The organism is Micromonospora sp. CNZ285 (genome assembly GCF_004637285.1).
Genome location: NZ_SPQD01000001.1, coordinates 1629933 through 1656730, shown reverse-complemented (window position 1 = coordinate 1656730; position 26798 = coordinate 1629933). Strand labels below are relative to the sequence as shown.

Annotated in this window: 25 protein-coding genes; 12 read left to right on the top strand and 13 right to left on the bottom strand. The window is 73.7% G+C overall.

The genetic code is table 11. The features are described from left to right. Positions 1 to 54 precede the first annotated feature (54 nt). Both CLT75_RS07550 and CLT75_RS07545 read left to right on the top strand, forming a co-directional pair. A complete protein-coding gene (locus tag CLT75_RS07550) occupies positions 55 to 1029 on the top strand; it encodes an ATP-binding cassette domain-containing protein (protein ID WP_135240125.1) in 975 nt (324 codons plus the stop codon). Then, entirely contained in the window at positions 1026 to 1808 is a 783-nt protein-coding gene (locus CLT75_RS07545) for an ABC transporter permease (RefSeq protein ID WP_135240124.1), read from the top strand. The genes CLT75_RS07550 and CLT75_RS07545 overlap by 4 nt, the downstream gene beginning before the upstream one ends. A 435-nt stretch (positions 1809 to 2243) precedes the next feature. Here CLT75_RS07545 and CLT75_RS07540 read toward each other — a convergent pair whose 3' ends face one another. Genes CLT75_RS07540 through kdd form a run of 6 tightly spaced genes read right to left on the bottom strand, consistent with a single transcriptional unit; the run spans position 2244 to position 8930 of the window. Next, positions 2244 to 3593 carry a glutamate mutase L gene (locus tag CLT75_RS07540; RefSeq protein ID WP_135240123.1) on the bottom strand — a complete coding sequence of 450 codons (1350 nt, stop codon included), beginning with the start codon at positions 3591 to 3593 and terminating at the stop codon, positions 2244 to 2246. After that, positions 3590 to 3982 (bottom strand): 3-aminobutyryl-CoA ammonia lyase, encoded by a 393-nt coding sequence (gene kal, locus CLT75_RS07535; RefSeq protein WP_135240122.1) that lies wholly within the window; start codon positions 3980 to 3982, stop codon positions 3590 to 3592. Before kal ends, CLT75_RS07540 begins: the two co-directional genes overlap by 4 nt. Continuing rightward, positions 3979 to 4734 (bottom strand): lysine 5,6-aminomutase subunit beta, encoded by a 756-nt coding sequence (gene kamE, locus CLT75_RS07530; RefSeq protein WP_135240121.1) that lies wholly within the window; start codon positions 4732 to 4734, stop codon positions 3979 to 3981. Before kamE ends, kal begins: the two co-directional genes overlap by 4 nt. After that, positions 4731 to 6290 carry a lysine 5,6-aminomutase subunit alpha gene (gene kamD, locus CLT75_RS07525; protein WP_135240120.1) on the bottom strand — a complete coding sequence of 520 codons (1560 nt, stop codon included), beginning with the start codon at positions 6288 to 6290 and terminating at the stop codon, positions 4731 to 4733. The genes kamE and kamD overlap by 4 nt, the downstream gene beginning before the upstream one ends. Next, on the bottom strand, positions 6287 to 7864 hold the full coding sequence (locus CLT75_RS07520) for an amidohydrolase family protein (RefSeq protein WP_135240119.1): 1578 nt from the start codon (positions 7862 to 7864) through the stop codon (positions 6287 to 6289). Before CLT75_RS07520 ends, kamD begins: the two co-directional genes overlap by 4 nt. Positions 7865 to 7868: 4 nt before the next feature. Continuing rightward, complete coding sequence (kdd, locus tag CLT75_RS07515) at positions 7869 to 8930, bottom strand: L-erythro-3,5-diaminohexanoate dehydrogenase (protein ID WP_135240118.1); 1062 nt, start codon at positions 8928 to 8930, stop codon at positions 7869 to 7871. A 144-nt stretch (positions 8931 to 9074) separates the two neighbouring features. Here kdd and CLT75_RS07510 point away from each other — a divergent pair, with 144 nt between their 5' ends. Next, entirely contained in the window at positions 9075 to 10481 is a 1407-nt protein-coding gene (locus tag CLT75_RS07510; RefSeq protein ID WP_135240117.1) for a KamA family radical SAM protein, read from the top strand. A 57-nt stretch (positions 10482 to 10538) separates the two neighbouring features. Here CLT75_RS07510 and CLT75_RS07505 read toward each other — a convergent pair whose 3' ends face one another. Then, positions 10539 to 10733, bottom strand: a complete 195-nt coding sequence (locus CLT75_RS07505) for a CsbD family protein (RefSeq protein ID WP_073829538.1) — start codon at positions 10731 to 10733, stop codon at positions 10539 to 10541. 123 nt (positions 10734 to 10856) lie between these two features. Beyond that, entirely contained in the window at positions 10857 to 11774 is a 918-nt protein-coding gene (locus CLT75_RS07500) for a LysR substrate-binding domain-containing protein (RefSeq protein ID WP_135240116.1), read from the bottom strand. A gap of 73 nt (positions 11775 to 11847) precedes the next feature. Between CLT75_RS07500 and CLT75_RS07495 the strand changes: the two genes are divergently transcribed. Both CLT75_RS07495 and CLT75_RS07490 read left to right on the top strand, forming a co-directional pair. Further along, on the top strand, positions 11848 to 12813 hold the full coding sequence (locus tag CLT75_RS07495; RefSeq protein WP_486485083.1) for a DMT family transporter: 966 nt from the start codon (positions 11848 to 11850) through the stop codon (positions 12811 to 12813). Between the two features lie 62 nt (positions 12814 to 12875). Beyond that, entirely contained in the window at positions 12876 to 13487 is a 612-nt protein-coding gene (locus tag CLT75_RS07490) for a histidine phosphatase family protein (protein ID WP_135240115.1), read from the top strand. Here the strand turns inward: CLT75_RS07490 and CLT75_RS07485 are convergent. Genes CLT75_RS07485 through CLT75_RS07465 form a run of 5 tightly spaced genes read right to left on the bottom strand, consistent with a single transcriptional unit; the run spans position 13420 to position 17596 of the window. Next, entirely contained in the window at positions 13420 to 13923 is a 504-nt protein-coding gene (locus tag CLT75_RS07485) for an Lrp/AsnC family transcriptional regulator (RefSeq protein ID WP_135240114.1), read from the bottom strand. The two genes, CLT75_RS07490 and CLT75_RS07485, sit on opposite strands and share 68 nt — an antisense overlap. A 59-nt stretch (positions 13924 to 13982) precedes the next feature. Continuing rightward, positions 13983 to 14198, bottom strand: coding sequence for a DUF433 domain-containing protein (locus CLT75_RS07480; protein ID WP_030502405.1), 216 nt, complete (start codon positions 14196 to 14198; stop codon positions 13983 to 13985). A gap of 9 nt (positions 14199 to 14207) precedes the next feature. Next, positions 14208 to 15350 carry an acyl-CoA dehydrogenase family protein gene (locus CLT75_RS07475; protein WP_135240113.1) on the bottom strand — a complete coding sequence of 381 codons (1143 nt, stop codon included), beginning with the start codon at positions 15348 to 15350 and terminating at the stop codon, positions 14208 to 14210. After that, the gene (locus CLT75_RS07470; protein ID WP_135240112.1) at positions 15347 to 16456 is read right to left on the bottom strand and encodes a M24 family metallopeptidase; all 1110 of its coding nucleotides are present in this window, start codon (positions 16454 to 16456) and stop codon (positions 15347 to 15349) included. The genes CLT75_RS07475 and CLT75_RS07470 overlap by 4 nt, the downstream gene beginning before the upstream one ends. Positions 16457 to 16465: 9 nt before the next feature. Further along, the gene (locus CLT75_RS07465; RefSeq protein ID WP_167796890.1) at positions 16466 to 17596 is read right to left on the bottom strand and encodes an FUSC family protein; all 1131 of its coding nucleotides are present in this window, start codon (positions 17594 to 17596) and stop codon (positions 16466 to 16468) included. Between the two features lie 258 nt (positions 17597 to 17854). Here CLT75_RS07465 and CLT75_RS07460 point away from each other — a divergent pair, with 258 nt between their 5' ends. The 7 genes from CLT75_RS07460 (at position 17855) to CLT75_RS07425 (ending at position 26745) form a co-directional block, all read left to right on the top strand. Continuing rightward, positions 17855 to 18325: a hypothetical protein gene (locus CLT75_RS07460; protein WP_209310439.1), complete on the top strand. Its 471-nt coding sequence runs from the start codon at positions 17855 to 17857 to the stop codon at positions 18323 to 18325. Further along, entirely contained in the window at positions 18325 to 19722 is a 1398-nt protein-coding gene (locus CLT75_RS07455; protein WP_135240110.1) for a hypothetical protein, read from the top strand. Before CLT75_RS07460 ends, CLT75_RS07455 begins: the two co-directional genes overlap by 1 nt. Further along, a complete protein-coding gene (locus tag CLT75_RS07450; protein WP_135240109.1) occupies positions 19719 to 21044 on the top strand; it encodes a VWA domain-containing protein in 1326 nt (441 codons plus the stop codon). The genes CLT75_RS07455 and CLT75_RS07450 overlap by 4 nt, the downstream gene beginning before the upstream one ends. Positions 21045 to 21057: 13 nt before the next feature. Continuing rightward, complete coding sequence (locus CLT75_RS07445) at positions 21058 to 22170, top strand: ATP-binding protein (protein WP_135240108.1); 1113 nt, start codon at positions 21058 to 21060, stop codon at positions 22168 to 22170. Continuing rightward, positions 22167 to 24989: a DUF5682 family protein gene (locus CLT75_RS07440; RefSeq protein ID WP_135240107.1), complete on the top strand. Its 2823-nt coding sequence runs from the start codon at positions 22167 to 22169 to the stop codon at positions 24987 to 24989. The genes CLT75_RS07445 and CLT75_RS07440 overlap by 4 nt, the downstream gene beginning before the upstream one ends. Before the next feature lie 84 nt (positions 24990 to 25073). Next, entirely contained in the window at positions 25074 to 25454 is a 381-nt protein-coding gene (locus CLT75_RS07435) for a YccF domain-containing protein (RefSeq protein ID WP_209310285.1), read from the top strand. A 568-nt stretch (positions 25455 to 26022) separates the two neighbouring features. Beyond that, positions 26023 to 26745 (top strand): FkbM family methyltransferase, encoded by a 723-nt coding sequence (locus CLT75_RS07425; protein ID WP_209310438.1) that lies wholly within the window; start codon positions 26023 to 26025, stop codon positions 26743 to 26745. The last annotated feature ends 53 nt before the right edge of the window (positions 26746 to 26798 follow it).

Here is a 26798-nt window from a genome sequence, read left to right as displayed (position 1 = left end):
CCCGGTGCGCGCGCGGTACGCGCCCGGTCAGCGCCGCCGGTGACGCTGACTCCCATGACCGACGACGCGACGGCCGTACTGGCCGACGGGATACGAAAAACGTACGGACGCACCACCGCCCTGGACGGCTTCGACCTGGCCGTGCCGGCCGGCACCGTGTACGGGGTGCTCGGCCCGAACGGGGCGGGCAAGACCACGGCGGTGCGGATCCTCACCACGCTGCTGCGTTTCGACGCCGGCCGGGCCAGGGTGGCCGGGTACGACGTCGCCTCCGACCCGGACCGGGTCCGCGCCGCGATCAGCCTGACCGGCCAGTACGCGGCGGTCGACGAGGTGCTCAGCGGACGGCAGAACCTGATGCTGTTCGGGCGGCTGCGCCGGCTGTCCGCGCGCCGGGCCCGCCGCCGCGCCGACGAGCTGCTGGACCGGTTCGGCCTGACCGAGGCGGCGGACCGGTCGGCGGGCGGCTACTCCGGTGGGATGCGCCGCCGCCTGGACCTCGCCGCCAGCCTGGTGGTGCCGCCGCGGGTGCTGTTCCTCGACGAGCCGACCACCGGCCTGGACCCGCGCAGCCGCAACGGCCTGTGGACGGCGGTGCGGGAGCTGGTCGACGACGGCACCACGGTGCTGCTGACCACCCAATATCTGCAGGAGGCCGACCACCTCGCCGACCGGGTGTGCGTCATCGACACCGGCCGGGTCGTGGCCGAGGGCACCCCGGAGCGGCTGAAGGCCCGCATCGGCGCTGACCGGCTGGAACTGGTGGTCCGCGACGCGGCGGACCTGCCCGCGGCGGCGGCGGTGGTGGAACGCGCCACCGGCGCGACCGCCACGGTGGACGTCGAGCTGCGGCGCGTCGACGCGCCGGTGGCCGACCGGATCGCCGTGCTCACCGCCGTGCTGCGGGCCCTCGACGACGCCGGGATCGCCGTGGACGACGTGCTGGTCCGTCGTCCCACACTGGACGAGGCGTTCCTGCGGCTCACCGGCGGCCACGCCGACGCGCAGCGGGTGGGGGTGGCGTCGTGAGGGCCCTGACCGACGGGTGGCTGATGGCCGGGCGGAACATGCGGCACGTGGTTCGCGCCCCGGAGGAGATCATCCTCTACTTCAGCCTGCCGATCATGTTCGTGCTGGTGTTCGGCTACGTGTTCGGCAGCGGCATGTCCGTGCCGGGCGACGGCAGCTACCGGGAGTTCCTGCTGCCGGGCGTGTTCGTCATGACGATGCTCTACGGCCTCGGCGCGACCGCGTCGGCCATCGCGGTGGACGCCGGCCGGGGTGTGGTGGACCGGTTCCGGTCACTGCCGATGGCCCGTTCGGCGCTGCTGTCCGGCCGCGCCGGCGCCGACCTGGTACGGGCCTGCCTGGAGATGACCACGCTGGTGGTGTGCGGGCTGCTGGTGGGCTGGCAGTGGCGCGACGGCGTCGGCCCGGCGCTGGCCGCGGTGGCGCTGATCCTGCTGCTGCGCGTCGCGATGACCTGGGTGGGCATCCTGTTCGGGCTGCTCGTGCCGAACCCGGACACGGTCGCGGTGGTGGTGTTCCCGCTGGCCTTCCCGCTGACCGCCCTGTCCAACGTGTTCGTGGCGCCGGAGCTGATGCCGGACTGGCTGGGCGCGATCGCCGCGTGGAACCCGCTGTCGGCGACGGTGGCGGCGGCCCGGGACCTGTTCGGCAACCCTGGCCTCGGTGGGGACTCGTGGCCGGCCCGGCACGCGCTGGAACTGGCGATCGCCTGGCCGGTGGCGCTCATCGCGGTGGCCGCGCCGGCGGCGGTGCGCAGCTACCGGCGGCTCGGCCGCTGACAAGGGCTGGGCCGCTGACACGGGGAACATCGGGGGGATGAAATCGGGGCGCGGCCTAAGCCGCGCCCCGATGCTCCCAGGCCCTTCCCGGCCGGTGGGGCGAAGACGATCGGCGCCGACCTTCGGACCGACCCGACGTGGACTGGCTGCCCCCGCCTGGCCGTTGTCTACTGGCCGTGCCTCTCACCCTGCCCGTACACCGGTAACCGCGGCCGGTTCGCGCCGCCCCGCCGACCCCCGCCCGCTGGACCTGGCCGCCGCAACCTTCCGGTCGCTCGGCCAGCGGACGAAGGGACGAAGCGAACAACAGCCGCTTCCCGTGGTAGGACTCAAAGACGGTACGGCGTAGACCCCCGCCGCTGTCAACCCACCCGGGCCTGTCGTGTGTTGCGACACGGCGTGTCGCGTCGGCGCGTCTCGATTCCCGAGGCTGCTTCAGGCGCCGAGGTGGTGCCGCAGCATCGCCGCCGCCGCACCCGGATGATCGTCGGCGAGCAGCCCCGCGGCGGCCAGCACGTAGTCCACGTCGACGACCGGGCGGGCCGCCCGCGGCAACGCCCACCCGCCCGCGTGATCGGTCAGCACCGCGTCGAGCACCGCCGCCGCGTCACCCGGGTCGGCGTGCCGCAGCACCCCACCCGAGCCGACGAGCAGCTTCACCTCCCGCAGGTCCCGCCCGGCCCGCTCCCCCGTCGCCGCACCCCGCGCGTGCCGCCGCAACGCCACAGTCGCGGCGAGGGCCGCGATACGCCGGTCCACGGCCCGCTCGCCGTCACCGGCGGGCAGGAACCCCGGGTCGGCGGCCCGTACCGCCGCCGCGACCGTCAGTTCCGCCTCCTCGGCCGCGTCCAGCAGCCGCTCCTCGACCGCGGCGCGCACCACACCCGGCGCGCTCCACCGCATGCCCAGGTCCCCCTCGACGGTGCGGGCCCGCCACAGCGTCCCGGCGACCTCCTGACTGGGGCCGCTGTCCCGCTCGTCGGGGGTGAGCACCGAGTACACGTCAGTGGTGGCCCCACCCACGTCCACCACTGCAAGGTCACCGCCGAGCGTCCCGGCCAGTACCTCCACGCCGGTGAGCACCGCGTCGGGGGTGGCGGCGCGGACCAGCCGCGCGAACCGCGTACCCCGGGACAGCTTCTTGCCGCCGATGACGTGCCGCAGGAACACCTCCCGGATCGCCGCCCGCGCCGACGCCGGCTCGAGCACCCCGATGCGGGGCAGCACGTTGTCCGCCACCGTCACCGGCACCCCCGCACCCGCCAGCAGCGCGTGCAGGTCGGCACGCACGTCGGCGTTGCCCGCGAGGACCACCGGCACCCGGAACCGGGCCTTCGCCAGCCGCGTCGCGTTGTGCGTCACCGTGTCGGCGTCCCCGCCGTCGGTGCCGCCGACGAGCAGCACCACGTCCGGGCGGGCCGCCCGCAACGCCGCCACGTCCGCCCCACCGAGCCGCCCCGCGGCCACGTGGACCACGTTCGCGCCCGCCGACAGACCGACCCGCCGGCCCGCCTGAGCGGTCACGAGCGGCTCGTAACCCACCACCGCCAGGCGCAGCCCACCCCCGGCCGACGAACACACGTACCAGGGCACCTCAGCGACCCCGGCCGACGCGGTGGCCGCGCCGACCGCGGCGTCCAGGCCGTGCAGCACATCCGTGCCCACCGTGGTGGGCGCCGACGCCGCCGCAACCAGCCGGCCGCCGTCGAGGTCCACCACCGCGGCCTTCGTGTACGTCGACCCGACGTCGGCGCAGACGACAGCCGGCTCGCTCCTCGCGCTCACGGTGATGGCGGCACGACCACCGTGCCGGTCGCCGTGACCGCCACGATCGGCTCGTCGAGCACCTCGGCGGCCGACTCGCCCTTGTCCGGGCGGCCCCGGCACACCACTGTCGCGGCGAAGTCGATGGTGCGGCTGCGGGTGCCCACCCGGGTCACCGTCGCCGTCACCTCCAGCACGTCACCGGCCTTCATCGGCGCCCGGAACTGCACGTCGGCGTACGAGGCGAACAACCCCTCGTCACCGTCGGTGCGGATGCACACCTCGGTCGCCACGTCCCCGAACAACCCCAGCGCGTACGCCCCGTCGACCAGGTTGCCCGCGTAGTGGGCGTGGGAGTACGGCACGTACCGGCGGTGGGTGACTGTCAGACCCACACGGGGATCGCTCATGCGACGTTCGCCTTCCTGGAGGTGATCAAGGCGTGGACGAGGTAACTGGCGACCTCACCCGGGGTGGTGCCACGGCCGAAGATCCGGTCCACGCCCAGCTCGCCGGTCATCGTCTCGTCGAACCGGGGCCCGCCGACGATCAGCAGCGGCCGGCGCCCGGCCGGCATCGCCTCCCGGAACGCCGCCGACATCTCCCGCGTGTTGTGCAGGTGCGCGTCGCGCTGCGTCACCACCTGCGACACCAGCACCGCGTCGGCGCGTTCCCGCCGGGCCGCCTCGACCAGCTCCGGCACGCTCACCTGCGCGCCCAGGTTCGTGACCTTCAGCTCCCGGTAGTACTCCAGGCCCTTCTCGCCGGCGATGCCCTTGACGTTGAGGATCGCGTCGATGCCCACGGTGTGCGCGTCGGTGCCGATGCAGGCGCCCACCACCGACAGCTTGCGGCGCAGCCGCCGCTTCACCACCGCGTTGACCTCCTTCGCCGACAGCAGCGGATAGTCACGCTCCACCACCTGCACCTTCGACAGGTCCACCAGGTGGTTCACCCGCCCGTACACCACGAAGAACGTGAACCCGTCGCCGATCGGCTTGGCGTGCACCAGCATCGCCGGGTCCATGCCCATCCTGTTGGCCAGCTGCACCGCCGCGCCCTCGGCCCGCTTGTCGTGCGGCACCGGCAACGTGAACGACACCTGCACCATGCCGTCACCGGTGGTGTCCCCGTACGGCCGCACGACCGTCTTCTCACTCATGAGGGTTGCTCCAGGATCTCCGTGGCCGGGTTGTAGTAGTCCGCCTCGTGCCGCGCCACCCCGTCCAAGCCCTTGCCCCGGTCCGCCGGCCGCTTCATGATCCCGAACGTGCCCTCGGCGATCGCCGTCAGCAACGACTGGTCCCCGATGCGCTCCAGCAGATCCACCGCCTCACCGAGCACCCGGTGCGCCCGCTCCTGGATGAACCCGCCCGGCGCCGGCACGAAGTCCTCGTGCAACCCGCCCGCCGCGCCCAGCACGTACCGCACGTTCTGCAGGGCGATGTCCCGGTCCGACAACCACGGCGTCACCACCGCCTCGGTCATCATCCCCACCAGCAGGATCCCCTGCCCGGTCATCGTGCCCACCAGGTTGAAGAACCCGTCCAGCAGGTTGCCCCGGAACACGTCACCGGTCATGTGCTTCGTCGGCGGCATCCACTTCAACGGCGCGTCCGGAAACAACTCCCGCGCCAGCAACGCGTGCGCCAGCTCCAACCGGAACGACTCCGGCACATCCGGGTTGATCTCGAACGCGTGCCCCAGCCCCAGCTGCCAGTCCGCCAGCCCCGCCTCGTGCGCGAAGAACTCGTTCAGCAGCTGCGACACCGTCACCGTGTGCGCCTCGTCCACCGCGTCCGCGGTGGTCAGGTAGTTGTCCTCACCGGTGTTGATGATGATGCCCGCCCGCGCGTGCACCTGCCGCGAGAACCGCTGGTCCACGAACGTACGGATCGGGTTGATGTCGCGGAACAAGATCCCGTACATCGAGTCGTTGAGCATCATGTCCAGACGCTCCAACCCGGCCAGCGTCGCCATCTCCGGCATGCACAGACCCGACGCGTAGTTCGTCAACCGCACGTACCGGCCCAGCTCCCGCGACGACTCGTCAAGCGCCGCCCGCATCAACCGGAAGTTCTCCTGCGTCGCGTACGTACCCGCGAAGCCCTCCCGGGTCGCCCCCTCCGGCACGTAGTCCAGCAGCGACTGCCCCGTCGACCGGATCACCGCGATCACGTCAGCGCCGGCCCGCGCCGCCGCCTGCGCCTGCGGGATGTCCTCGTAGATGTCACCGGTCGCCACGATCAGGTAGATCCACGGCCGCCGCTCCGGATCCCCGAACCGCTTCACCAGCCGGTCCCGCTCCGCGCGCCGCCTGTCGATGCTGCGGATCCCCGCCGCCACCGCCTTACGCGACGCCCGCCGCGCAGCCGTCGCCGCCTTGCCCGCCGGCTGCGCGAACCGCACCGACCCGGCCGCCGCCTTCTGCGCCAGCAACGTCACATCCGTGATGCCCTCACGCGCCAGCGCGTCGAACACCGGCGCCGCCACCCCGTGCCCCAGCCCCACGTCCGCGACCACCGCGTCCACGAGCCGGTTCACCCACGGAATACCGTCCGGGTCCGCGCCGGTCACCCCGGCCAGCCGCAGCACCGCCCGCTCCACCGACACCGTGGTGTGACTACGCGCCAGATCCACCACCGGCTGCCCGGCCCGGCGCGCCAACTCCCGCGCCCGCGCCACCAGCGCCGGATCCAGCCCAAGCTTCCCTGTCACGAAGACCCTTCCTGATAGATCACGTCACCGCGCAACACGGTGGCCCGGCACACCGGCAGCGGCGTCGGATCGTCCGCGCCCCGCAACTCCGGATCCTCGGCCAGCACCACCGGCAGCCCCCGCTCCACGCCCGCCGGGGTGTCCCACACCGCGAACGTCGCCGGCGCCCCCAACGCCAGCACACCCTCGTTGTCCAGGTGCACCGCCCGCCACCCGCCGCGCGTGTGCGCCGCGAACGCCGCCCGCACACTCATCCGCTGCGCCGGGTTGTGATGCGCCGCCGCCGCCCGCACCGACCCCCACGGATCCAGCGGCGTCACCGGCGAATCCGACCCGAACGCCAACGCCACACCGACCCCGTGCATCGCACCCATCGGATTCGACTCCAGCGACCGCGCCAACCCCAGCCGCGACTCGTACATCCGGCCCGCGCCGCCCCACAACCTGTCGAACGCCGGCTGCATCGACGCGACGATCCCGTACTCCACGAACCCGGCGATCAACGCCTTGCTCATGATCTCCGCGTGCTCCACCCGGTGCCGGGACGCCCGCAACCGGTCCACACCCAGCGACCGCGCCGCCAGACCGAAGCCCTGAAGCACCGTCCCGATCGCCGCGTCCCCGATCGCGTGGAACCCGCCCTGCAAGCCGTGCGCCGCACAGTCCAGCAGATGATCACGAACCTGCTCCGCCGACACGTACCCGTGCCCGCACGCCCCCGCCTCACCGTCCAGGTACGCCGCCGACACGTGCGCCGTCCGCGACCCCAGCGCCCCGTCGGCGAACAGGTCACCACCCGCGCCCACCGCACCCAGCTCCCGGGCCTTCGCCGCACCCAGCAGCTCACCCCAGTACCCGTACACCTCCGGCACCCCGGCCCCCGAGATCGCCAGCAGCCCGGTGAAGTCCTCCTCGTCGGAGATGTCCGGCCCACCGCACTCGTGCACCGCCGCCACACCCAGCGACGCCGCGTGTTCCAGCGCCCGCCGCTGCGCCGCCACCCGCTGCGCCCGCGACACCGACGCGAACGCCGCCGCCCGCACCACGTGATGCGCGTCGCGCCGCAACCACCCCGACGCCTCGTACCCGGCCGCCGACACCACCTCCGGGCACGCCGCCAGCAGCGCCGCCGACACCAGCGCCGAATGGATCGACGCCTGCGACAGATACACCCGCCGCCCACCGGCCGCCCGGTCCAGCGCCGCCGCATCCGGCAACGCCGGATCCGCCCAGCCCGACTCGTCCCAGCCGTGCCCCAGCACCACCGCGTCACCCGGCAGACCCGCCGCGAACGCCGACACCGCCTCCAGCAACTCACCCGCCGACCGCACCGCCGACAGATCCAGCCCCGACAACGCCAACCCGGTATCGGTCGCGTGCACGTGCGCGTCCACGAACGCCGGCGTCACCAGCGCACCGCCCAGCTCCACCACCCGGTCCGCCCGCGGCGCGTCCGCGTCCGCGTCCGTACCCAACCAGGCGATCCGCCCGTCCCGCACCAGCAGCGCCGTCGCGCTCGGGTCGGCCGGGCAGTGCAGCACTCCGCCGCGATACAGCGTCGAGGGGTTCGTCATGGTCTCAGTCTGCCGTCAGACGAGCCTCGAACAGACCGCGCACCCCCGGCTCGGTCCGCAACAGATCCAGCGCCAGCGCCGCGTGCCCCGGCACGTACCCGTTGCCCACCAGCATCGTCACGTCCGCCGCCAGGCCCTCCGCGCCCAGCGCCGCCGCCGCGAAGCTCGTCGCCATCGAGAAGAAGATCACCGTGCCGCCGTCCGCCGTGGCCAGCACCGCACCGTGCTCACACCCCGGCACGTCCACGCACACCACAGTCACGTCCGCCGGCACACCCAGCGCCGTCGTCACCGCCGTCGACAGCCCCACCGGATCCCGCGCGTCGGCCAGCGCCACCACGTCGGCCAGCCCGGCCGCCGTCAGCGCGTCCCGCTCCGCGTCCACCGGAACCACCCCGACGGTACGGGCGGCGCCCGCCCGCCGCGCCGCCGCGAGCGACAACGACCCGCTCTTGCCGGCCCCGCCGATCACCGCCACCGACACCGGACGCGGATCACCCTCACGCGAGCGCCGCGCCACCTGCTCGGCCACCACCCGCGCCGTCAACGCCGGCGCCCCGCACACGTCCAGCACCGCCAGGGACAGCTCGGGGTGCAGGTCCGGCGGCAGCACCGCCGCGATCGACCGGGCGAACAGGATCGCGTACCCGTCGCACGGCACCTGCTCGCTGCGCCCGTCCCAGCGGGCCAGCCCGTCGAGGATCGTCAGCGGCGTCAGTGTCAGCGACACGAGCGTCGCCACCCGGTCACCCGCCTTCAGCCCCAGCGGCGAGCGGCGCCCCGCCTCCTCGACGGTGCCGATCAGCATGCCGCCGGAACCGGTCACCGGGTTCTGCATCTTCCCCCGGGCCGACACGATCTCCAGCACCTCGGCGCGGACCTTCTCCCCGTCGCCGCCGTGCTTCTCCGCCAGCTGCCGGAAACTCGCCGCGTCCAGGTTCAGCCGCTCGACCCGGATCCGCACCTCGTTCGCCGCGATCCGCGGGTCGGGGTCCAGCCGCCAGGCCGCCTGCGGGAGCACCCCCGCCGGTTCCACGACTCGGTGCAGACCCACCGGTGACGTCACGCCCGACCCCCTATGTCCAGCCGCCCGAACCCCCGGCCAGGGGTCGCGTCGCGGGAAAACTTCCGGCAGACTAATTTCTTCACCGCAGATTTTCCAGTAGCCTACGCATCCGTTGATCAAACCGCACACTGACGAGGAGGGGCCGTGACCCAGACCCAACCGGTGGAGACCATCCCGACGCCCCGCCCCGCGCCGGTCGCCGTCCCGACCGCCGGACAGCCCTACGAATACCGCCGCGCGCCCCTCGTCGAACCTGACTGGACCCGCTTCCCCGGCTGGCGCCACATCACCCGCGACCAGTGGGAGAGCGCCCAGTGGCAACGGGTCAACTGCGTCAAGAACATCAAGCAGCTGCGCGCCGTCCTCGGCGACACCGTCGACGAGACCTTCTACGCCGACCTGGAGGCCGACCAGAAGGCCCTGGCCACCATGTCCATGCTGGTGCCGCCGCAGATGCTCAACACCATGGTGCCGTTTGAGCCGATGAGCACCGAGGCGCTGCTCGCCGACCCGATCCGCCGCTACATGATCCCGGTCGCCTCCGACCGGCGCACCGACTGGCCGTCCCACCCGTACGCCAGCCGCGACAGCCTCCACGAACACGACATGTGGGTCGCCGAGGGTCTCACCCACCGCTATCCCACCAAGGTCCTCGCCGAGCTGCTCTCCACCTGCCCGCAGTACTGCGGCCACTGCACCCGCATGGACCTCGTCGGCAACTCCACCCCCGCCGTCGACAAGCTCAAGCTCACCCTCAAGCCGGTCGACCGCTACGACGCCCACATCACCTACCTCAAGGCCCACCCCGGCGTCCGTGACGTGGTCGTCTCCGGCGGCGACGTCGCCAACGTGCCGTGGCGCAACCTCGAGTCGTACCTGATGCGCCTGCTGGAGATCGAGACGATCCGCGACATCCGGCTCGCCACCAAGGCGCTCATGGGCCTGCCCCAGCACTGGCTCCAGCCCGACGTGGTCGAGGGCCTCGAACGGGTCGCCCGCACCGCCGCCCGCCGCGGCGTCAACCTGGCCATCCACACCCACGTCAACCACGCCCAGTCGCTGACCCCGCTGGTCGCCAAGGCCGCACAGACCGCGCTCGACGTCGGCGTCCGCGACGTCCGCAACCAGGGCGTGCTCATGCGCGGCGTCAACGCCACCAGCGCCGACCTGCTCGACCTGTGCTTCGCGCTGCAGGGCGAGGCGGGCATCCTGCCGTACTACTTCTACATGTGCGACATGATCCCCAACGCCGAGCACTGGCGCGTCCCGGTCTGGCACGCCCAGCAGCTCCAGCACGACATCATGGGCTACCTGCCCGGCTACGCCACCCCGCGGATCGTCTGCGACGTGCCGTTCGTCGGCAAGCGCTGGGTGCACATGCTCACCGACTACGACCGTGAGCGCGGCATCTCGTACTGGACGAAGAACTACCGCACCTCGATCGAGTCGGCCGACCTGGAGGCGCTGAACAAGCGCTACGCCTACTACGACCCGATCGACACGCTGCCCGAGGCCGGCCAGGCCTGGTGGCTCGCCCACCGCGACGACTGACCCCGGACACCCGACGGCGGGCCACCTCAGCGATGAGGTGGCCCGCCGTTCGCGTACTCACTTGTTGAAGGCGTCCTTGACGTCGCGGCCGGCCTGCTTGGCGTGCTCCCCGGCCTGCCGGGCCCGCGCCGTGCTCTGCTCGGAGGCGCCCTCGGCCCGCAACCGCTCGTTGTCGGTCACGTCGCCGATCCGCTCCTTGGCCATGCCGCTCATCTCCTGGGCCTTGTTCTTCGCCTTGTCGGTGAAGCTCATGTCGCCCTCCCTCGTCCGGCTGCGCCTTGCCCTTGTGGCGTCCCCGGCGCGTGTCGTGTCAAACGCCGTTGACCGGCGCACATCGCGTAAGGCGTCCTAGGACAATAGGTTGAAGGTGGGCGCCTACGCGTCGAGGTCGCGGGCCCGGTCCGTGACGGCGGCCAGGAACGCGGTGAGGGCGGGCGCCGGCGGCGTGTCCCGGGTGACAGCCACCAGGCGGCGCCGCAGGGCGGTCTCGGCGATGCCCCGCACCGCCAGCGCTGGGTCGTCCCCGGGCAGGGTCAGCGCCGGCATCAGGGCGACCGCCGCGCCGGCCCGGACCAGCTCCAGTTGCACGTCGGCGTCGCTGGAACGGTGCCGCAGGTCCGGTTCGTAGCCGCCGAGACGACGGCACGTCCCGACCACCATGGCGTGGTGCCCGGTGCCCTCGGCGGACGCGGTCCACACCTCGGACCGCAGGTCGGTGACCGCGACGTGTCCCCCGGAACCGGCGAGGGGATGCGCGGCGGGAAGCACGAGCCGCAAGGGCTCCTCGAACAGGAGCGTGAAACGAAGCCCCGCCGGGCGGGGGCGAGGCTGGCTGTCGTACTCGTCGCCGATGACCAGGTCGACGGTGCCCAGGCGCAGGCCCGGCAGGGACTGTTCGAGCTCCAGCTCGAAGACCTCCACCCGGACCCGCGGGTGCTCGGCTCTCATCCGGGCCACGGCCGGCACGAGCAGGCGACGCGCCGCCGACTGCAGACCGCCCGCCCGGACGGTCCCCCGGACGTCACCGTCGAGGGCGGCCAGGTCGGCCTCCGCCGCCTCCGCCGCCGACAGCAGCACCCGGGCGTGCCGGGCGAGCACGTGCCCGGCCTCGGTGAGCCGTACGCCGCGGCCCGCCCGGCCCAGCAGCCGGACGCCCACCTCCTTCTCCAGCAGGGCCAGCTGCTGCGACACAGTCGACGGGCTGTAGCCCAGAGCCGCGGCGACAGCGGCCATCGTGCCGCGTTCCTCGAACTCCCGCAGGAAACGCAACCGCCGCAGGTCCAGCTCGATCATGCGGGAATCCTAATGATTCACCTGCGGAATTCTTCGCTGGACCTGGGCAGTCGGTGCCGGTGATCCTTGGCGCGTGGGTGCCGCACTGTGTCTCCTGTCCGCCGCCTGCTTCGGCGCGATGGCCGTCTTCGGCAAGCTCGCGTACGACGCCGGCGTCTCCCCGACGGCTCTGCTGCTGGTGCGTTTCGGGCTGGCCGCCGTCCTGCTCGGGCTCGTCCTGCTCACCCGGCCGGGCCTGCGCGGCGCGACGCCGGGCGACGGCGGCGGTGAGCGGCCGGCGACGAGGCGCGGGCGGGTGGTGGCCGTCGCCCTCGGGCTGGGCGCGATCGGGTACGCCACGCAGGCGAGCCTGTACTTCGCCGCGCTCGAACTGATGGACGCGTCCCTGCTGGCGCTGATCCTCTACACGTACCCGGTCCTGGTGACGGTGGCGGCGGTCCTGCTCGGCCGGGACCGGCTCAGCCCGAGACGCGGCGCGGCGCTGGTGGCCGCCTCGGGTGGAACGCTGCTGGTCCTGCTCGGCGCCGGTGGCGCGGGCTTCCATCCGCTCGGGGCGCTGCTGGCCTTCGCCGCCGCCGTCACCTACACGGTCTACATCCTGGTCTCCGACACCGTCGTGCACCGGCTGGCACCAGTGGCGCTGTCGGCGCTGGTGATGACCGGTGCCGCCGGCACCCTCGGCGCGGGCGCCCTGGTCACCGGCGGCGTCGACCTGAGCTTCGGGTGGCGGGGATGGTTCTGGCTGGCCGCCATCGCCGTGATCTCCACGGTCGTGGCGATGCTGGCCTTCTTCGCCGGGCTGAAGCGCACCGGTCCGTCGACCGCGGCCATCCTGTCCACCTTTGAGCCGGTGGTCACCGCCGCGCTGGCCACGCTCACCCTCGGCGAGGCCCTCACCCCCGCGCAACTCGCCGGCGGTGCGCTGGTGCTGGCCGCCGTCGCGGTCCTGCAACTGCGCGCACCCGCCGGGGAACGGGCGCCCGGCCGGCCGGTCCCGGCACGCGACGGCCTGACCGAACCCACGCCGGCGACCCGGTAGCGCCGCCTTCCCCGGTGAACCGTCGACGGGCCGCGCCCGTCGCGGCGTGGTTGACTGGGCCGGTGAACGAGATCCTGCTGATCCGGCACGGCGAGACCACCTGGAGCGCCGCCCACCGGCACACCTCGTACACCGATCTGGAGCTGACCGCCGACGGCGAACGGCAGGCCCGCGCGCTGGCCCCGCTGCTCGCCGGCCGGCGTCTCGCCCGGGTGCTGTCCAGCCCCCGGCAGCGGGCCACCCGCACCGCCGCGCTGGCCGGGCTCACCGTGGACGCGATCGAGCCGGACCTGGCCGAGTGGAACTACGGCGAGTACGAGGGCCGCACCACCGCCGACATCCAGGCCGAACGGCCCGGCTGGTCGATCTGGACCGACGGCGGCCCCGGCGGCGAGTCACCGGAGCAGGTGGGCGCCCGCCTGGACCGCGTACTGGACCGGATCGCGCCGCTGCTGGAGGAGGGCGACGTCGCGCTCGCCGGGCACGGGCACAGCCTGCGCGTGCTCGGGGCGCGCTGGATCGGGCTGCCGCCCTCGGCCGGGGCGCTGCTGCGGCTGGACACCGCCACGCTCAGCGTGCTCGGGCACGAGCACGGCCGGCGGGTGCTCAGGCGGTGGAACCTGCCGGCTCCGCCGACGGGCGGGGACGCCCCCGACCGGTCAGCTCGCCACTGATCTTCGGCGGCCGGTTCTCGTACGGCGTGGACAACACCACTGTCGTGCGCGTGGTGACGTTCGCGGCGGTACGGATCTCCTGCAGCACCCGCTCCAGGTCGGCCGGGCCGGCCACCCGCACCAGCAGGAGATAGAAGTCCTCCCCCGCCACCGAGTAGCACGAGTCGATCTCGGACAGGTGCGCCAGCCGCTCCGGCGCGTCGTCCGGCTGCGACGGGTCGAACGGCCGGATCGCCACGAACGCGGTCAGCGGCAGGTCCAGCGCCTCGAACGACACCCGCGCGGCGTACCCCTTGATCACCCCGCGTTGCTCCAGCCGGCGGACCCGCTGGTGCACGGCCGACACCGACAGGCCCACCCGCTCGGCCAGATCCGTGTACGACAGCCGACCGTCCCCGGTCAGCGCGGCGACGATGGCACGGTCGATCTCCTCCACGCGCTGCACAGTAGCCGGAAAAGCGCTCCCACGCCGCACCCGGCCCGCCGCGGTGACGCTCAGCGCGCCGTCCGGTCGCGCACCGCGTCCGCCGCGTAGTTCAGCACCTCCGCCATGTCCTCCTCGTCCAGGAACGGCAGGTCGGTGAGGATGTCCGTGACGGACATGCCCTCGGCCATCATGGCCAGCAGGGTGGCCACGGGGATGCGCGACTGCCGTACGCAGGGCGCACCCCCCATGACGTCGGGGTCCGCGGTGATCCGGGGGAAGGTCACCGCGACAGGCTAGCCCTTCGCCAGCGCGCGGGAGATGACCAGCCGCTGGATCTGGTTGGTGCCCTCGACGATCTGGAGCACCTTGGCCTCCCGCATGTACCGCTCGACCGGGTGGTCGGCGACGTATCCGGCGCCGCCGAGCACCTGCACCGCGTCGGTGGTCACCCGCATCGCCACGTCCGTGGCGAACAGCTTCGCCTTGGCCGCCTCGATCGAGTACGGCCGTCCGGCGTCGCGCAGCCGCGCGGCCGCCAGCGTGAGCGCCCGCGCCGCGGAGATCTGGGTGGCGGCGTCGGCCAGGTTGAACCCGAGCCCCTGGAAGTCGATGATCGCGCGGCCGAACTGGCGGCGCTCCCGGGCGTAGCCGACCGCGTAGTCCAGCGCGCCCTGGGCCAGGCCCACCGCGCACGCGGCGATGCCCAGGCGGCCGGAGTCCAGCGCGGACATCGCGATGGTGAACCCGGCGCCCTCGCCGCCGATCAGCCGTTCCGCCGGCACCCGGGCGTCGTCGAAGGCGATCTGCGCGATCGGCGAGGCGTGCAGGCCCATGGTGCGCTCGGCGGCCTGCGGGTGGATGCCCGCCGTGGACCGGTCCGCGAGCAGGCAGGAGATGCCCTTCGGGCCGGGGCCGCCGGTGCGGCAGAAGATGTTGTAGAAGTCGGCCACCCGGGCGTGCGTGATCCACGCCTTGGTGCCGGTGACCACGTACGCGTCGCCGTCGCGCACCGCCCGCGTGGTCAGCGCCGCCGCGTCCGAGCCACCCTGCGGCTCGGAGAGGCAGTACGCGCCGAGCAGCTCCCCGCCGATCATGTCCGGCAGCAGTTTGCGCTGCTCGTCGGTGCCGAACTGGGCCAGCGGGTAGCAGGACAGTGTGTGCACGCTGACCGCCTCGGCCACTGCCAGCCACCGGCTGGCGAGGATCTCCAGCACCTGGAGGTACACCTCGTACGGCTGCGCCGCCCCGCCGTGCTCCTCCGCGTAGGGCAGGCCGAGCAGGCCGGCCCGGCCCAGGGTGCGCAGCACCTCCCGGGGGAACTCGGCGCGGGCCTCGAAACCGGCGGCGGCCGGGGCCAGCTCCCGGTCGGCGAGTTCGGTGGCGAGGCCCAGCAGGTCGTGGGCCTCGTCGGTGGGCAGGATCCGGTCGACGTTCATAGCGCGATGAGCTCCGTGGGGGTGGTGTTGAGCCGTTGCCCGCCGTCCGTCGTGCAGACGACGATGTCCTCGATCCGGGCTCCGTGCCGCCCGGCGAGGTAGATCCCGGGTTCGACCGAGAAAGCCATGCCGGCCTGGAGCGGCCGGGGGTTACCGGTCACCACGTACGGCTCCTCGTGGCCGTCGAGGCCGATGCCGTGACCGGTGCGGTGCAGGAAGGCGTCGCCGAGACCGGCGGCGCCGATGACGTCGCGGGCGACCGCGTCGAGGGCCTCGGCGGTCACGCCCGGCGCGACGGCGGCCACGGCGGCGCGCTGCGCCTCCCACAGCACCGCGTAGTAGTCCACGAACTCGGCCGGGGCGGGAGCGCCGGTGACGTACGTGCGGGTGCAGTCGGAGCGGTAGCCCGACGGCATGGTGCCGCCGATGTCGACCACCACCGGCTCGCCAGCGCCGATCGGGCGGTCCGAGGTGCCGTGGTGCGGGCTCGCGCCGTTCGGCCCGGCCGCGACGATGACGAAGTCGACGGCGGCGTGCCCGGCCGCCCGGATCGCGGCGGCGAGGTCGGCGGCGACCTCGCGCTCGGTGCGGCCGGGGCGCAGCCACTCCCCCATCCGCAGGTGCACCGCGTCGATCGCGGCGCCCGCCTCGGCCAGCGCCGCCACCTCGGCCGGCGACTTGCGGATCCGCATCTCCCGCAGCACGTCGGAGGCGAGCCGCTGGGCCGCGCCGGGCAGCGCGTCGCGCAGCGCGAGGACCTGCTGCGCCCACATCCGGTCGGCCAGCCCGACGGCGCGGACCGGGCCGGGCAGCGCTGCGCGCACCAGCGGCCACGGGTCGGTGCCGTCGGCGTGGTCGACGATCCGGTACCCGGTGCCGGGCGCGGCCTCGGCGTCCGGCCGCTCCAGCACCGGCACGATCAGCGTCGGCTCACCCTCGGCGGGCACCACCAGGCAGGTCAGCCGCTCCCCCTCGCGGGCGTCGTAGCCGGTCAGGTAGCGCAGGTCGGAACCCGGGGTGAGCAGCAGCGCGTCCAGGCCCGCAGCGGCGGCGGCGCGCTGGGCCGCGACGAGACGCCCGGCGGGGTACAGTTCCTCGATTCCCACCCCCGAAGCTTAACGGTCGTTTGGGTCCGGGCGGGAGTCCGGGCGATGCTCGCAGACACCGGCCAGCCGGTCCGCCTCGATCTTGGTCATGCCGGATGCCTGGAGCAGTTCGCCGATCACGATGAACAGCTGCGAGGCCACGATCGTGCCGGAGAAACCGAGATCCGCGGCCCGGGCCCGGCGGGCCTCGTCGGCGGCGGTAAGCGCCCGCGAGCGGGCGATGTCGGGCGGCCGTCCGGCCAGGAAGTCACGGTGCAGCAGCCGCAGCGACTGCCCGAACGCCTCTACCGCGGCCGGCAGGGCCGCCGGAACCGGCTCCCCGGCCTCCAGCAACGCGACCACCCGGCGGACCATGTTTCGGCTGTTCGTGTACGCCAGCTCCAGGTGGGTGGCGGCGTTCTCGTAGCGGCGCAACTGGGCCCGGCGCCGCCACCGCCACGGCGACAGCGACGTCACCTCCCGGGCCGCCGCGACGATCTCGGTGGTCTGCTTCCGCTCGACCTCGGCCGCCTCCAACCGGCCCTGCGCCGCCTCGGCCGCCCCGGCGTCCCGGGTGGCCAGCGCGTTCGCCGTCGCCGTCAGCTCGTTGGCAAACAGGTCCAGGGTGGGCCCGGCGGCGCGGTGCACCACCCGGACCGGGTTCAGCGGCAACAGCAGCAGCGCCACCACCACCACCGCCACCCCGCCGCCCACCAGCGCGTTCGCCGTACGCGGCACGGCCAGGTCCGGCGCGCTGGGCTCCACGGTGCCCAGCAGGACCGCGGTGCTGCCGGCCTGCACCATCACGGCGCCGCTGCCCCGGATCACCACCGCAAGTGAGATCGCCAGCGCGACCACCAGGCCGGTCTGCACCGGACCGGCCCCGATCAGCTTGATGATCAGGTCGCCGACCAGCACGCCGAGGATCACGCCGCCGAGCAGTTCGGCGGTGCGGCGGATCCGGTTGCCGATCGCCGCGGCGATGGTGCCCACCGCCGCGGCCGGCGCGAACAGCGGCTGCGGGTTCTTGAGCAGCGTGCTGGCCACGTACCAGGCCAGACCGGCGGCCAGGCCGGCCTGGAGAGCCACGATGAAGTACCGGCGCAGCCGCTCGTACGCCTCCCGGGCCTCGCGGCGCGCCGCCGGAGCCACGGGGGTCACGGCACCGCCCGCCTGCCCGGGCGCCACAGGCACGACGGCTCGGGCTCGATCACGCCCTCCTCTACCCGCCGGGCCGCACGGTATTCCCGGCGCCGCCCGCGACGGCGCTCCTGTCGTACCCGTGGTCCATGATCCTTGTCGTCACAGCGGCACGGATCACGGCCGGCGACGGCGTCCCGGCGTGCCCGGCGGCGGCCGGCCGGCGGGGAGGTCGGGAAGATGACGGAGGCGAACGACGCCTCGTGGCGACGGCGCAGCGTGCTGCGGGTGGCGCCGCCCGCGCGGGCCCGCAAGCTGGCCAAGGTGCCCTTCGTGGAGCTGGCCGACGGGCGGTTGCAGGGGGTGGTGTCCAGCGGCTCCGACGTGGAACGCGTCTACGTCTCCTCGGTGACCGCCGGCACGCACGCGGTCAACTGCAGCACCAACAACAACCGGCCCTGCGGCGGGCTGCGCGGCACCATGCTCTGCAAGCACCTGCACGCGCTGGCCGACGAGGCGGTGCTGCAGTACGGCGCCGAACAGGTCGCCCGCTACCTGCGGGTGGACGTGGGCGACGGCGTCGACAGCGGCACCGCCCTGCTGGCCCGCACCGACGCCCGGCACGAGCCGGGCCCGGCCGCCGTGGTGTTCAGCCGCTTCCTGCGCCACCTGGCCTACCTCGAGGTCCCGGCCGCCACCACGGCGGTGCCGGAGCTGCACTGGTTCCCGGCCACGGCGGCGGTGCGCTGATGCTCGCCGCGCACCTGACCCGGCTCCACGACGGGACGATCCCCGGGCTGGCCGAGACGCTCGCCGTCGTCGACCGCGCCGACGACACGCTCACCGCCGGGCTGGCCCGCGCCGACGAGCCCGGCGCCGCCGCCTGGGCCGCGCTGGCCGCGGCGGTCGGCGGCACGCCGCTGGCCGAGCGGACGGACGCGGCGGCCGGCGCGGTGCGCACCGGCGCGCTCGCCGAGGACCACCTCGCTGCCCTCGCCGGGGCCCGCGCCGCACTGCTCGGCGCGGCACACGACGCCCTGCTCGACCGCCTCGACACGGCGCTCGGCCGGCCCCGCGCGGCGTGGACCGCCGCACCGGACGGCACCACAGTCTCCCCGCCCGCCCTGGCCGGCGCACGAGCCTGGCTGCACGAGCTGGCACTCGCCGGTTGGCGCGGGGCGGACCACGAGCTGCTCTCCGGCGCCGCCGCGCCGGTCGAGGCCGCACTCGCCGACCCGGCGTCACGCCGCATCGCGGTGCTCCTCGACGGGCTCGCCGCCGAACTGCGCGCCGCCCTGCCGGTGGCGTCGCTGCCACAGGTGCCCGCCCGCCGGTGGGCCGACCTGTGGACCCGCGCCGTCCTGCTCACCCTCGGCGCGCACGGCGAGACCGCGCCCGGCGAGCCGGTGTCCGGGCGGCTGCTGCCCCTCGGCGTCGACCTGCACGAGCACGACACGGCGTTCCAGGCGCAGGTGCACGCACTGCTCGAACCGGCCGGGGACGGCGCGCCCCGGCTCGTCCGGGTGACAGTGGTCGCGGCGAAGGTCGCCACCATCGTCGGCCCGGCCGGCTGGCGGCTGCTGGAGGCGTACCCGGTCCTGCTCACCGCCCTGGCCCAGCGGCGGGCGATCACCGTCACCGACCTCACCGCCCACGGCGCGGACCTGCACTGGGCCGAGGACCGCGCGGCCCTCGGCGAGCCGGCCGACCCGTTCGCCACGGCCCGGGTGCTGCTGGCCGGCGCCACGGCCGCGGCGACCCCACCGCTGCTGCGCCACCCCGCCGCGATCGCCGAACCGGTACTGGTCGAGGGCTACACCGTCCGCGACGACGACGGCGTCCCGGCGCTCGACCTCGACGGCCGGTCCCTGCACCTGGCCGCCGACCGGCTGCCCGCCGCCGGTCCGCTCACGCCCGCGCTGGTCACCGCCTCCACCGCCTGTCTCGGCCTGCTCCGCTGGGACGACGGCCGCTGGCTGCTGCAACCCCTCGCGGTCCGGGCCACCGTCAAGCGGCAGACGGTCGAGGCGCACAACGGCGACTGGGCGTGCGGCGTCACCGACCCGAAGACGGCCAAGGCCGAGGCCAAGGCGGGCGACGCCGTGGCGGTGCTGCGCGAACGCGCGGGACGGTTGCTGCGCCGATGACCGAGGACCGCACCCACGCCAACCGCCGCCAGGTGCTCTACTGGCGGCTGCTCGCCCGCCTGTTCCACCCCGACGAGCAGCCCGGCCTGGAGTCGGCGAGCGTCGCCGTCGTGGACGACCTCGGCCTGCCGGCCGCGCTGCTGGACCCGGCCGTCTCCGTCGACACCGTCGTGCAGCGCTTCCCCGCCCTCGCCGGCGAGCTGCGCGGCCTGCTCACCCCCGGCGACGACACCACGGCCGCCGCCGGGCCGTTCCAGCCGGCCGAGACCGAGGTACGCCGTGCCGCGCTGGCGTCCAAGCTGCTGCTCAACGTGTTCGCCACCGGCGGCGGCGAGGTCAGCGCCGGGCAGCTCGCCCGCTGGCAGGCCGACGCCGGCTGGTTCGAGCAGGCGTGCGGCGCGCAGCCCGGTGAGCTGCGCCGCGAGGGCACCGGCCTGGGTGCCACGCTCGCCGGGCTGGAGGGTGACCTGGTGGCCCGGATGCGGCTGCGCGAGGTGCTCGCCGACCCGGTGCTCGCCGCCCGGCTGACCCCGAGCATGTCCCTGATCGAGCAGCTCCTGCGGGACAAGTCCAACCTGTCCGGGGTGGCGCTCGCGAACGCCAAGTCGCTGATCCGCCGCTACGTCGACCAGGTCGCCGAGGTGCTGCGTACCCAGGTCGCGCAGGCCACCGTCGGGGCCGTCGACCGGTCCGTGCCGCCCAAGCGGGTCTTCCGCAACCTCGACCTGGACCGCACCATCTGGCAGAACCTGACCAACTGGAGCCCGGACGACGAGCGTCTCTACGTCGACCGGCTCTACTACCGGCAGACCGCCCGGCGGACCACCCCGTCGCGGCTGATCGTGGTGGTCGACCAGTCCGGCTCGATGGTCGACTCGATGGTCAACTGCACCATCCTCGCCTCGATCTTCGCCGGCCTGCCCAAGGTCGACGTGCACCTGATCGCGTACGACACCCGGGCGCTGGACCTCACCCCGTGGGTGCACGACCCGTTCGAGGTGCTGCTGCGCACCAAGCTCGGCGGCGGCAACGACGGCCCGGTCGCCATGGCGCTGGCCCGACCCAAGATCATCGAGCCGCGGAACACGGTCATGGTCTGGATCTCCGACTTCTACGAGTTCGACAGGTCCCAGCCGCTGTTCGACGGCATCGAGGCCGTGCACCGCTCCGGGGTGAAGTTCATCCCGGTCGGCTCGGTCAACAGCTCCGGCGACCAGAGCGTCAACCCCTGGTTCCGGCAGCGCTTCTCCGACCTCGGCACCCCCGTCATCTCCGGCCACATCCGCAAGCTCGTCGCCGAGCTGAAGAACTTCCTCACCTAGGAGAGCACTCCTGATGTCCGACATGCTCCGCGCCCCCGCCGAGGTCAAGTACGCCGACGAGCTGGCCTACCTCGAATCCGTCGACACCGGGCCGAAGCCGTTCTCCTGGCGGCTGAGCCCCCGCATGGTCCGGCTGTTCGTGCTCGGCTCCGAACGCGCCGACGGCCTCGACCGGGAGATCCCGCAGAAGTGGTTCGGCGACCGCAGCTTCGTCGAACGCAGCATCGTCACGCTCGCCTCCGACCGCGGCCTGCTGCTCATCGGCGACCCCGGCACCGGCAAGAGCTGGCTCGCCGAACTGCTCGCCGCCGCGGTCTGCCGCAACTCCACGCTCGTCGTGCAGGGCACCGCCGGCACCACCGAGGACCACATCAAGTACTCGTGGAACGTCTCCATGGTCATCGCCCGGGGTCAGTCGCGCGAGTCGATGATCCCCTCGCCGATCATGACCGCCATGGAGCAGGGCGTGATCGGCCGGTTCGAGGAGCTGACCCGCTCCACCAGCGACGTCCAAGACGCGCTCATCTCGATCCTGTCCGAGAAGTACGTCTCGATCCCGGAACTGGACCACGACAACATCGTCTTCGCCAAGCCCGGCTTCTCCGTCATCGCCACCGCCAACAGCCGCGACCGGGGCGTCAACGACCTGTCCTCCGCGCTCAAGCGGCGGTTCAACTTCATCCGCATCCCGGTGGTCACCAACAAGCGCAGCGAGGCCGAGATCGTCCGCTTCCGCACCGAGGAACTGCTGCGCCGGCACCACATCGAACTGGACGTGCCGCCCACCCTGCTCGACATCCTGCTGCAGAGCTTCGCCGACCTGCGCGCCGCCGCGTCCGCCGCCACCAGCGACGACGAGAAGCTGGAGTCGGCGCTGTCCACCGCCGAGCAGATCGGCGTGCTGGAGGACGCGATCCTGCACAGCCAGTTCTTCGGCGACCGTACCCTGCGCGCCCAGACGCTCGCCGGCTCACTGATGGGCTCACTGGCCCGCCGCGCCCCGGAGGACCTGGCCATCCTCAACAAGTACCTGCACGGCGTGGTCGAGCCCCGCGCCAAGGCCGACGGTGGCGACTGGGAGGGCTTCCTCGACGGCGGCCGCCAGGCGATCGCGTCGCTGTCATGACCGCGCCCGCACCCACCGGCCTGTTCGGCCCGCTGCGCGACCAGCTCACCGACGCCGCCGCCGCGTTCGCCGGCTCCCCGGACGCACTCGCCGGCATCCTCACCGGCATGGTCGACGACGTCGACCGGGCGCTGCGCGAACGGCTGGAGATCTTCCCCGTCTGCCACCACTCCCCCGCCTCGGCGCTGGCCATGGCACGCCGCCTGCGCGCCCGCCCGCCCAAGGTGATCTACCTGGAACTCTGCGAGGACCTGCGCCCCCTGCTCGACGAGCTGCGCAACTGCCGGCTGCCGGTGGCGGTGCAGGCGTTCGCCACCGAACTCGACGGCTTCCCCGCCGAGTGGAGCCCGCTGAGCGTGGTCGCCCCGATCACCGAGGCGTCCGCCGAATACCAGGCCGTCGCGTACGCGCTGGACACCCCCGGCGTGGAGCTGGTGCTCGTGGACCGCTCCACCGACCACGTCTTCCAGTGGACCCCCCGCGACGACACCGAAGCCGCACCGGGGCCGGACTCCGCCGCCGTGTCCGCCGACGAGGACACGGCACTGCACGGCGACGCGGTCGGCGTGGAGATCGGCGACCTGCGCCCCCGGTTCGCCGAACTGGAGGCCCACCTGCTGCACCACGGCAAGGTGCGGCACTGGTCGGAATGGTGGGACCAGTACGTCGAACGGCCGCTCGCCGACGCCGACCACGACACGTACCGCCAGGTCATGGTGCTGATCGGCAGCCTGTTCCGGCGGCTGCGCCCGTCCCGGTCCGCCCGCGACGAGCGCGACGAGGACCGCGAACGCCACATGTGGACCCGGATGCGACAGCACCTCGCCGCAAGCGGCGCCGACCCGGCCGACTGCCTCTACGTCTGCGGCGCCTTCCACGCCGCCAGCCGGGTCGAACAGTTCGGCCTCGACTCGACCGCGCCGGACTTCCCGATCAGCCCGCGCACCGGCACCCGCTGGCGCTACGGTCTCATCCCGTCCAGCCACTCGGCCATCGAGGCGCAGTTCGGGCTGGCCCCGGGCACCGTGTCCATCGCCGCCGCGAACTGGACGGCCGCTGTCGCCCGCACCCGGCTCACGCCGTACCGGCTGGCCGGGCAGCGTACCGAGAAGAAGGGCCGCCGGGCCCGCGCCGCCGCGCCGGCCGCGACCGGCCCGGCCACGGACCGGCTCAGCGGGTTCCTCGCCGCCCCGCCCGTCCTCGACGAGCTGGACGAGGCCGAACTGCGCGGCTGGTGCGTCGACATCGTCCGGCTCGCCCGCCGCAACGGCTACCTCGCCAGCACCGCCGACGCGATCGCCGTGTTCGAGACGTCGATCCTGCTCGCCACCATGCGTAACCGCGCGCGGCCCACGCCGTACGACTTCGCCGACGCCGCCGTGACCTGCATCGAGAAGGACGTGGTGCCCGGCCGCCGCGACGTCCGCCGGCTCTGCGAGATCCTCCTCGGCGGCGACCGCGTCGGCCAGGTCGGGTACGACTCCCTGCCGCCGCTGGCCCGCGACGTCCTGGACCGGCTGCGCCCCCTCGGCCTCGACCTGGAACGACGCACCGTGCAGCGGGCCCTGCTCGACCTGCACGCCGACCCGGCGCTGGCACCCTGCTCCGACCTGCTGTGGATGCTGCGGCACCTGCTGCCCGCCGACGCGGTCCGCCCGATCATGGGCGAGCGCCGCCTCGGCCACCGCTCCGAACAGGAGAGCTGGGACCTCGCGCTCGGCCGCAACCAGCGCGCCCTGATCGAGCTGGGCTACGAGGGCGTCACCGTCGAGCAGGTGCTGGAGCAGCGGCTGCGCCGGGCGGTACGCGGCCCCGACGCGACAGCCGCCCGCGCGCTCGCCGCCGTCGAGGACGCCATCCGGCTGCTGGACAGCCCACGCCTGGTCGACGAACTCGGCGCGCGGGCGGTGGAGCTGCTCGCCGCCGAACGCACGGTGGACGACGCGCCGGACGTGCTGCGCCGCATCCGGCGGCTGCTCGCCCACCACCGCACCACCGCACCGGCGCTGCCCGCCTGGTGCCGGACGTTCGTCACCACCGGGTACGCCCACTACTGCACGCTGCTGCCCACCGCGTTCGTGGACGAGTCCACCGGCGTACGGCAGGTCGGCGCGATGCTCGGCTTCCTGTTCAGCATGGAGAGCCTCGCGTTGTCGCTCGGGTGCGACCGCTCCCAGCTCGAACTGGCCGTCGCGCAGGCCCACCCGGAGGCCCCGGCCAAGCTCGCGCTGCTCTGGGCCGCCCGCCACCAGCTCGGCCTGCTGCCGCTGGCGCGCCTGCGCGAACAGTGCGCCGAGCTGCTCGCCAATCCGCTCGTGGTGCCCGCGTTCCCGCAGTACCTGTCCGGCTTCGTGCACGCGCTCGAACCGGTGCCGGGGCTCGCGTCGTTCGTGGTGGAGACCATGTCGTCCGCCTTCGCCGGACTGCCCGACCCGGTGCTGCTGCCCTGGCTGCCGACGCTGATCACCACACTGCGCGAGCACGGCCCGGAGCTGGTGCCGCTGCTGGTCCGCGAGGCGGAACGCACGTTCCCCGCCACGCTGCCCGCGCTGGACGCCTGGACACCGCCGTGGGCGGCCACGCCCGCCCCGTCCACCCCACTCGCGCCGTCCCCGGGAACCGGTCCGGTCCACGGTCTGCTGGTCGCCCACCCCGAGGCGGTCGACGCGGTGGCGGTGCTGCTCGGCTGCTCCGGCGACTGGCAGCCGGCCGACGACGACACGACGCCGGGCGAGGCGGCGCCGGTGGGCGAGGCGGCGGTGCTGGTCGCCACGCATCCGGCGACGGCGCACGCGGTAGCGGCGCTGCTGGCGGACTGAGCGGCCCCGGTGCAGGCGGTGGCGGCGCGCTGCCCGCGCACGGGCGGCGTCGGCGGGCTTGCCCGCGCGAGCGACCATGGAGTGGTGATCCGCTTTCTGCTGAACCTGCTCTGGCTCGTCTTCGGTGGCGGCTTCGTCCTGGCCCTGGGCTACGGCGTGGCCGCCCTGATCTGCTTCCTCCTCGTCGTCACCATCCCGTTCGGCGTCGCCTCGCTGCGGCTGGCGTCGTACTCGCTGTGGCCGTTCGGCCGCACGATCGTGCGCAAGCCGGGCGCCGGTCTGCCCTCCGGCCTGGCGAACGTGCTCTGGGTGGTGCTGGCCGGCTGGTGGCTGGCCCTGTCGCACATCCTCGCCGGCATCGCGCTCTGCGTGACGATCATCGGCATCCCGTTCGGGGTGGCGAACTTCAAGCTGGTCCCGGCGGCGCTGTGGCCGCTCGGCCAGGAGGTCGTCGAGAACCCGTAACCGCATGCCGAATCCGGCGCCCGCGCCGCCGGGGCCGGGGCCGGGGCCGGGCCGGGGCCGGGGCCGGGGCCGGGGCCGGGGCCGGGCGAGCCTGTTGGCCGGTAGGAGCGGAGCGAACGCCGGGACAGCTGCTGCCCTGTCTGCCCGCCAGCCCTTGCCGCGCCCAGCCCCTCCCCTGGCGTCCGCTGCGCCCCGCGAGCGGGTGGAACGTCAGGGGTGTCAAACGAGGACGGAGACACCCCTGACGTTCCACCCGTGGTTGGCACTCCTCGGGCAACGAGGGCGAGTCCTGATGAGCGGGATCCGCGTTCCGGTCACCGGGATTGCGGGAGATCTTGGTACGAAACGGCCCCCATGGGGGCCGTTTCGTACCAAGATCCGCTGGTCGTCGTTGACCGCTCGCGTGGAGATGCGGAGCGGGTGCGGGGCAGCGCACCATCTCTACGGCGTCCTAGGGGGATGGGGTGATTGCTCAAGGGGCGCGAATGAGGCTCGCGAACATGCCCAGGTGGCTAGCGTCGGAGGGGTGCGGGACGGGGTGATCGAGACGCTCAAGGCGGACCCGGCGATGTCCGGTCTGCGCCGGTCGCTGGACTTCTACCACGGCGACCCGGCGCGCGACGCCGCCCTCGACGCGTTCTACGCCCCGCTGGTCCGCGCCGGTGACCTGGTCTTCGACGTGGGCGCGCACGTGGGCGACCGGCTGGGCAGCTTCCGCCGGCTGGGCGCGACTGTGGTGGCTGTCGAGCCGCAGCCGCTGTGCGCGCGGGTGCTGCGCGAGATGTACGCGGGCGACGACGGCGTGACGGTGGTGGAGGCGGCGTGCGGGCGTACCGCCGGGCCGGTGCGACTGCACGTGAACTCGGCCAACCCGACCGTCTCCACCGCCTCCCCCGGGTTCGTCCGCGCCGCCGACGGCGCCCCCGGCTGGGCGGGCGAGACCTGGGACGCGCAGATCGAGGTGCCGGGCACCACGCTGGACGCGCTCGTGGCCGCGTACGGCGTACCGGCGTTCGTGAAGATCGACGTGGAGGGCTTCGAGGACGCCGTGCTGGCCGGGCTGAGCCGGCCGGTTCCGGCGCTGTCGTTCGAGTTCACCACCATCGCGCGGGTGGCGGCGGCGCGCTGCCTGGACCGGCTCACCGCGCTCGGCTTCACCCGGTTCACCGTGGCGATCGGTGACGAGATGGAGTTCGCGCTGCCCGGCTGGCGTCAGGCGGCCGCTGTGGCCGCGTACCTGCGCACGCTGCCGGACGAGGCCAACTCCGGGGACGTGTACGCCCGCCCCTGAGCGTCCATTTCGGACCGCGTCGAGCGGAAGAACGAGGCATCGACCCTGCTCAT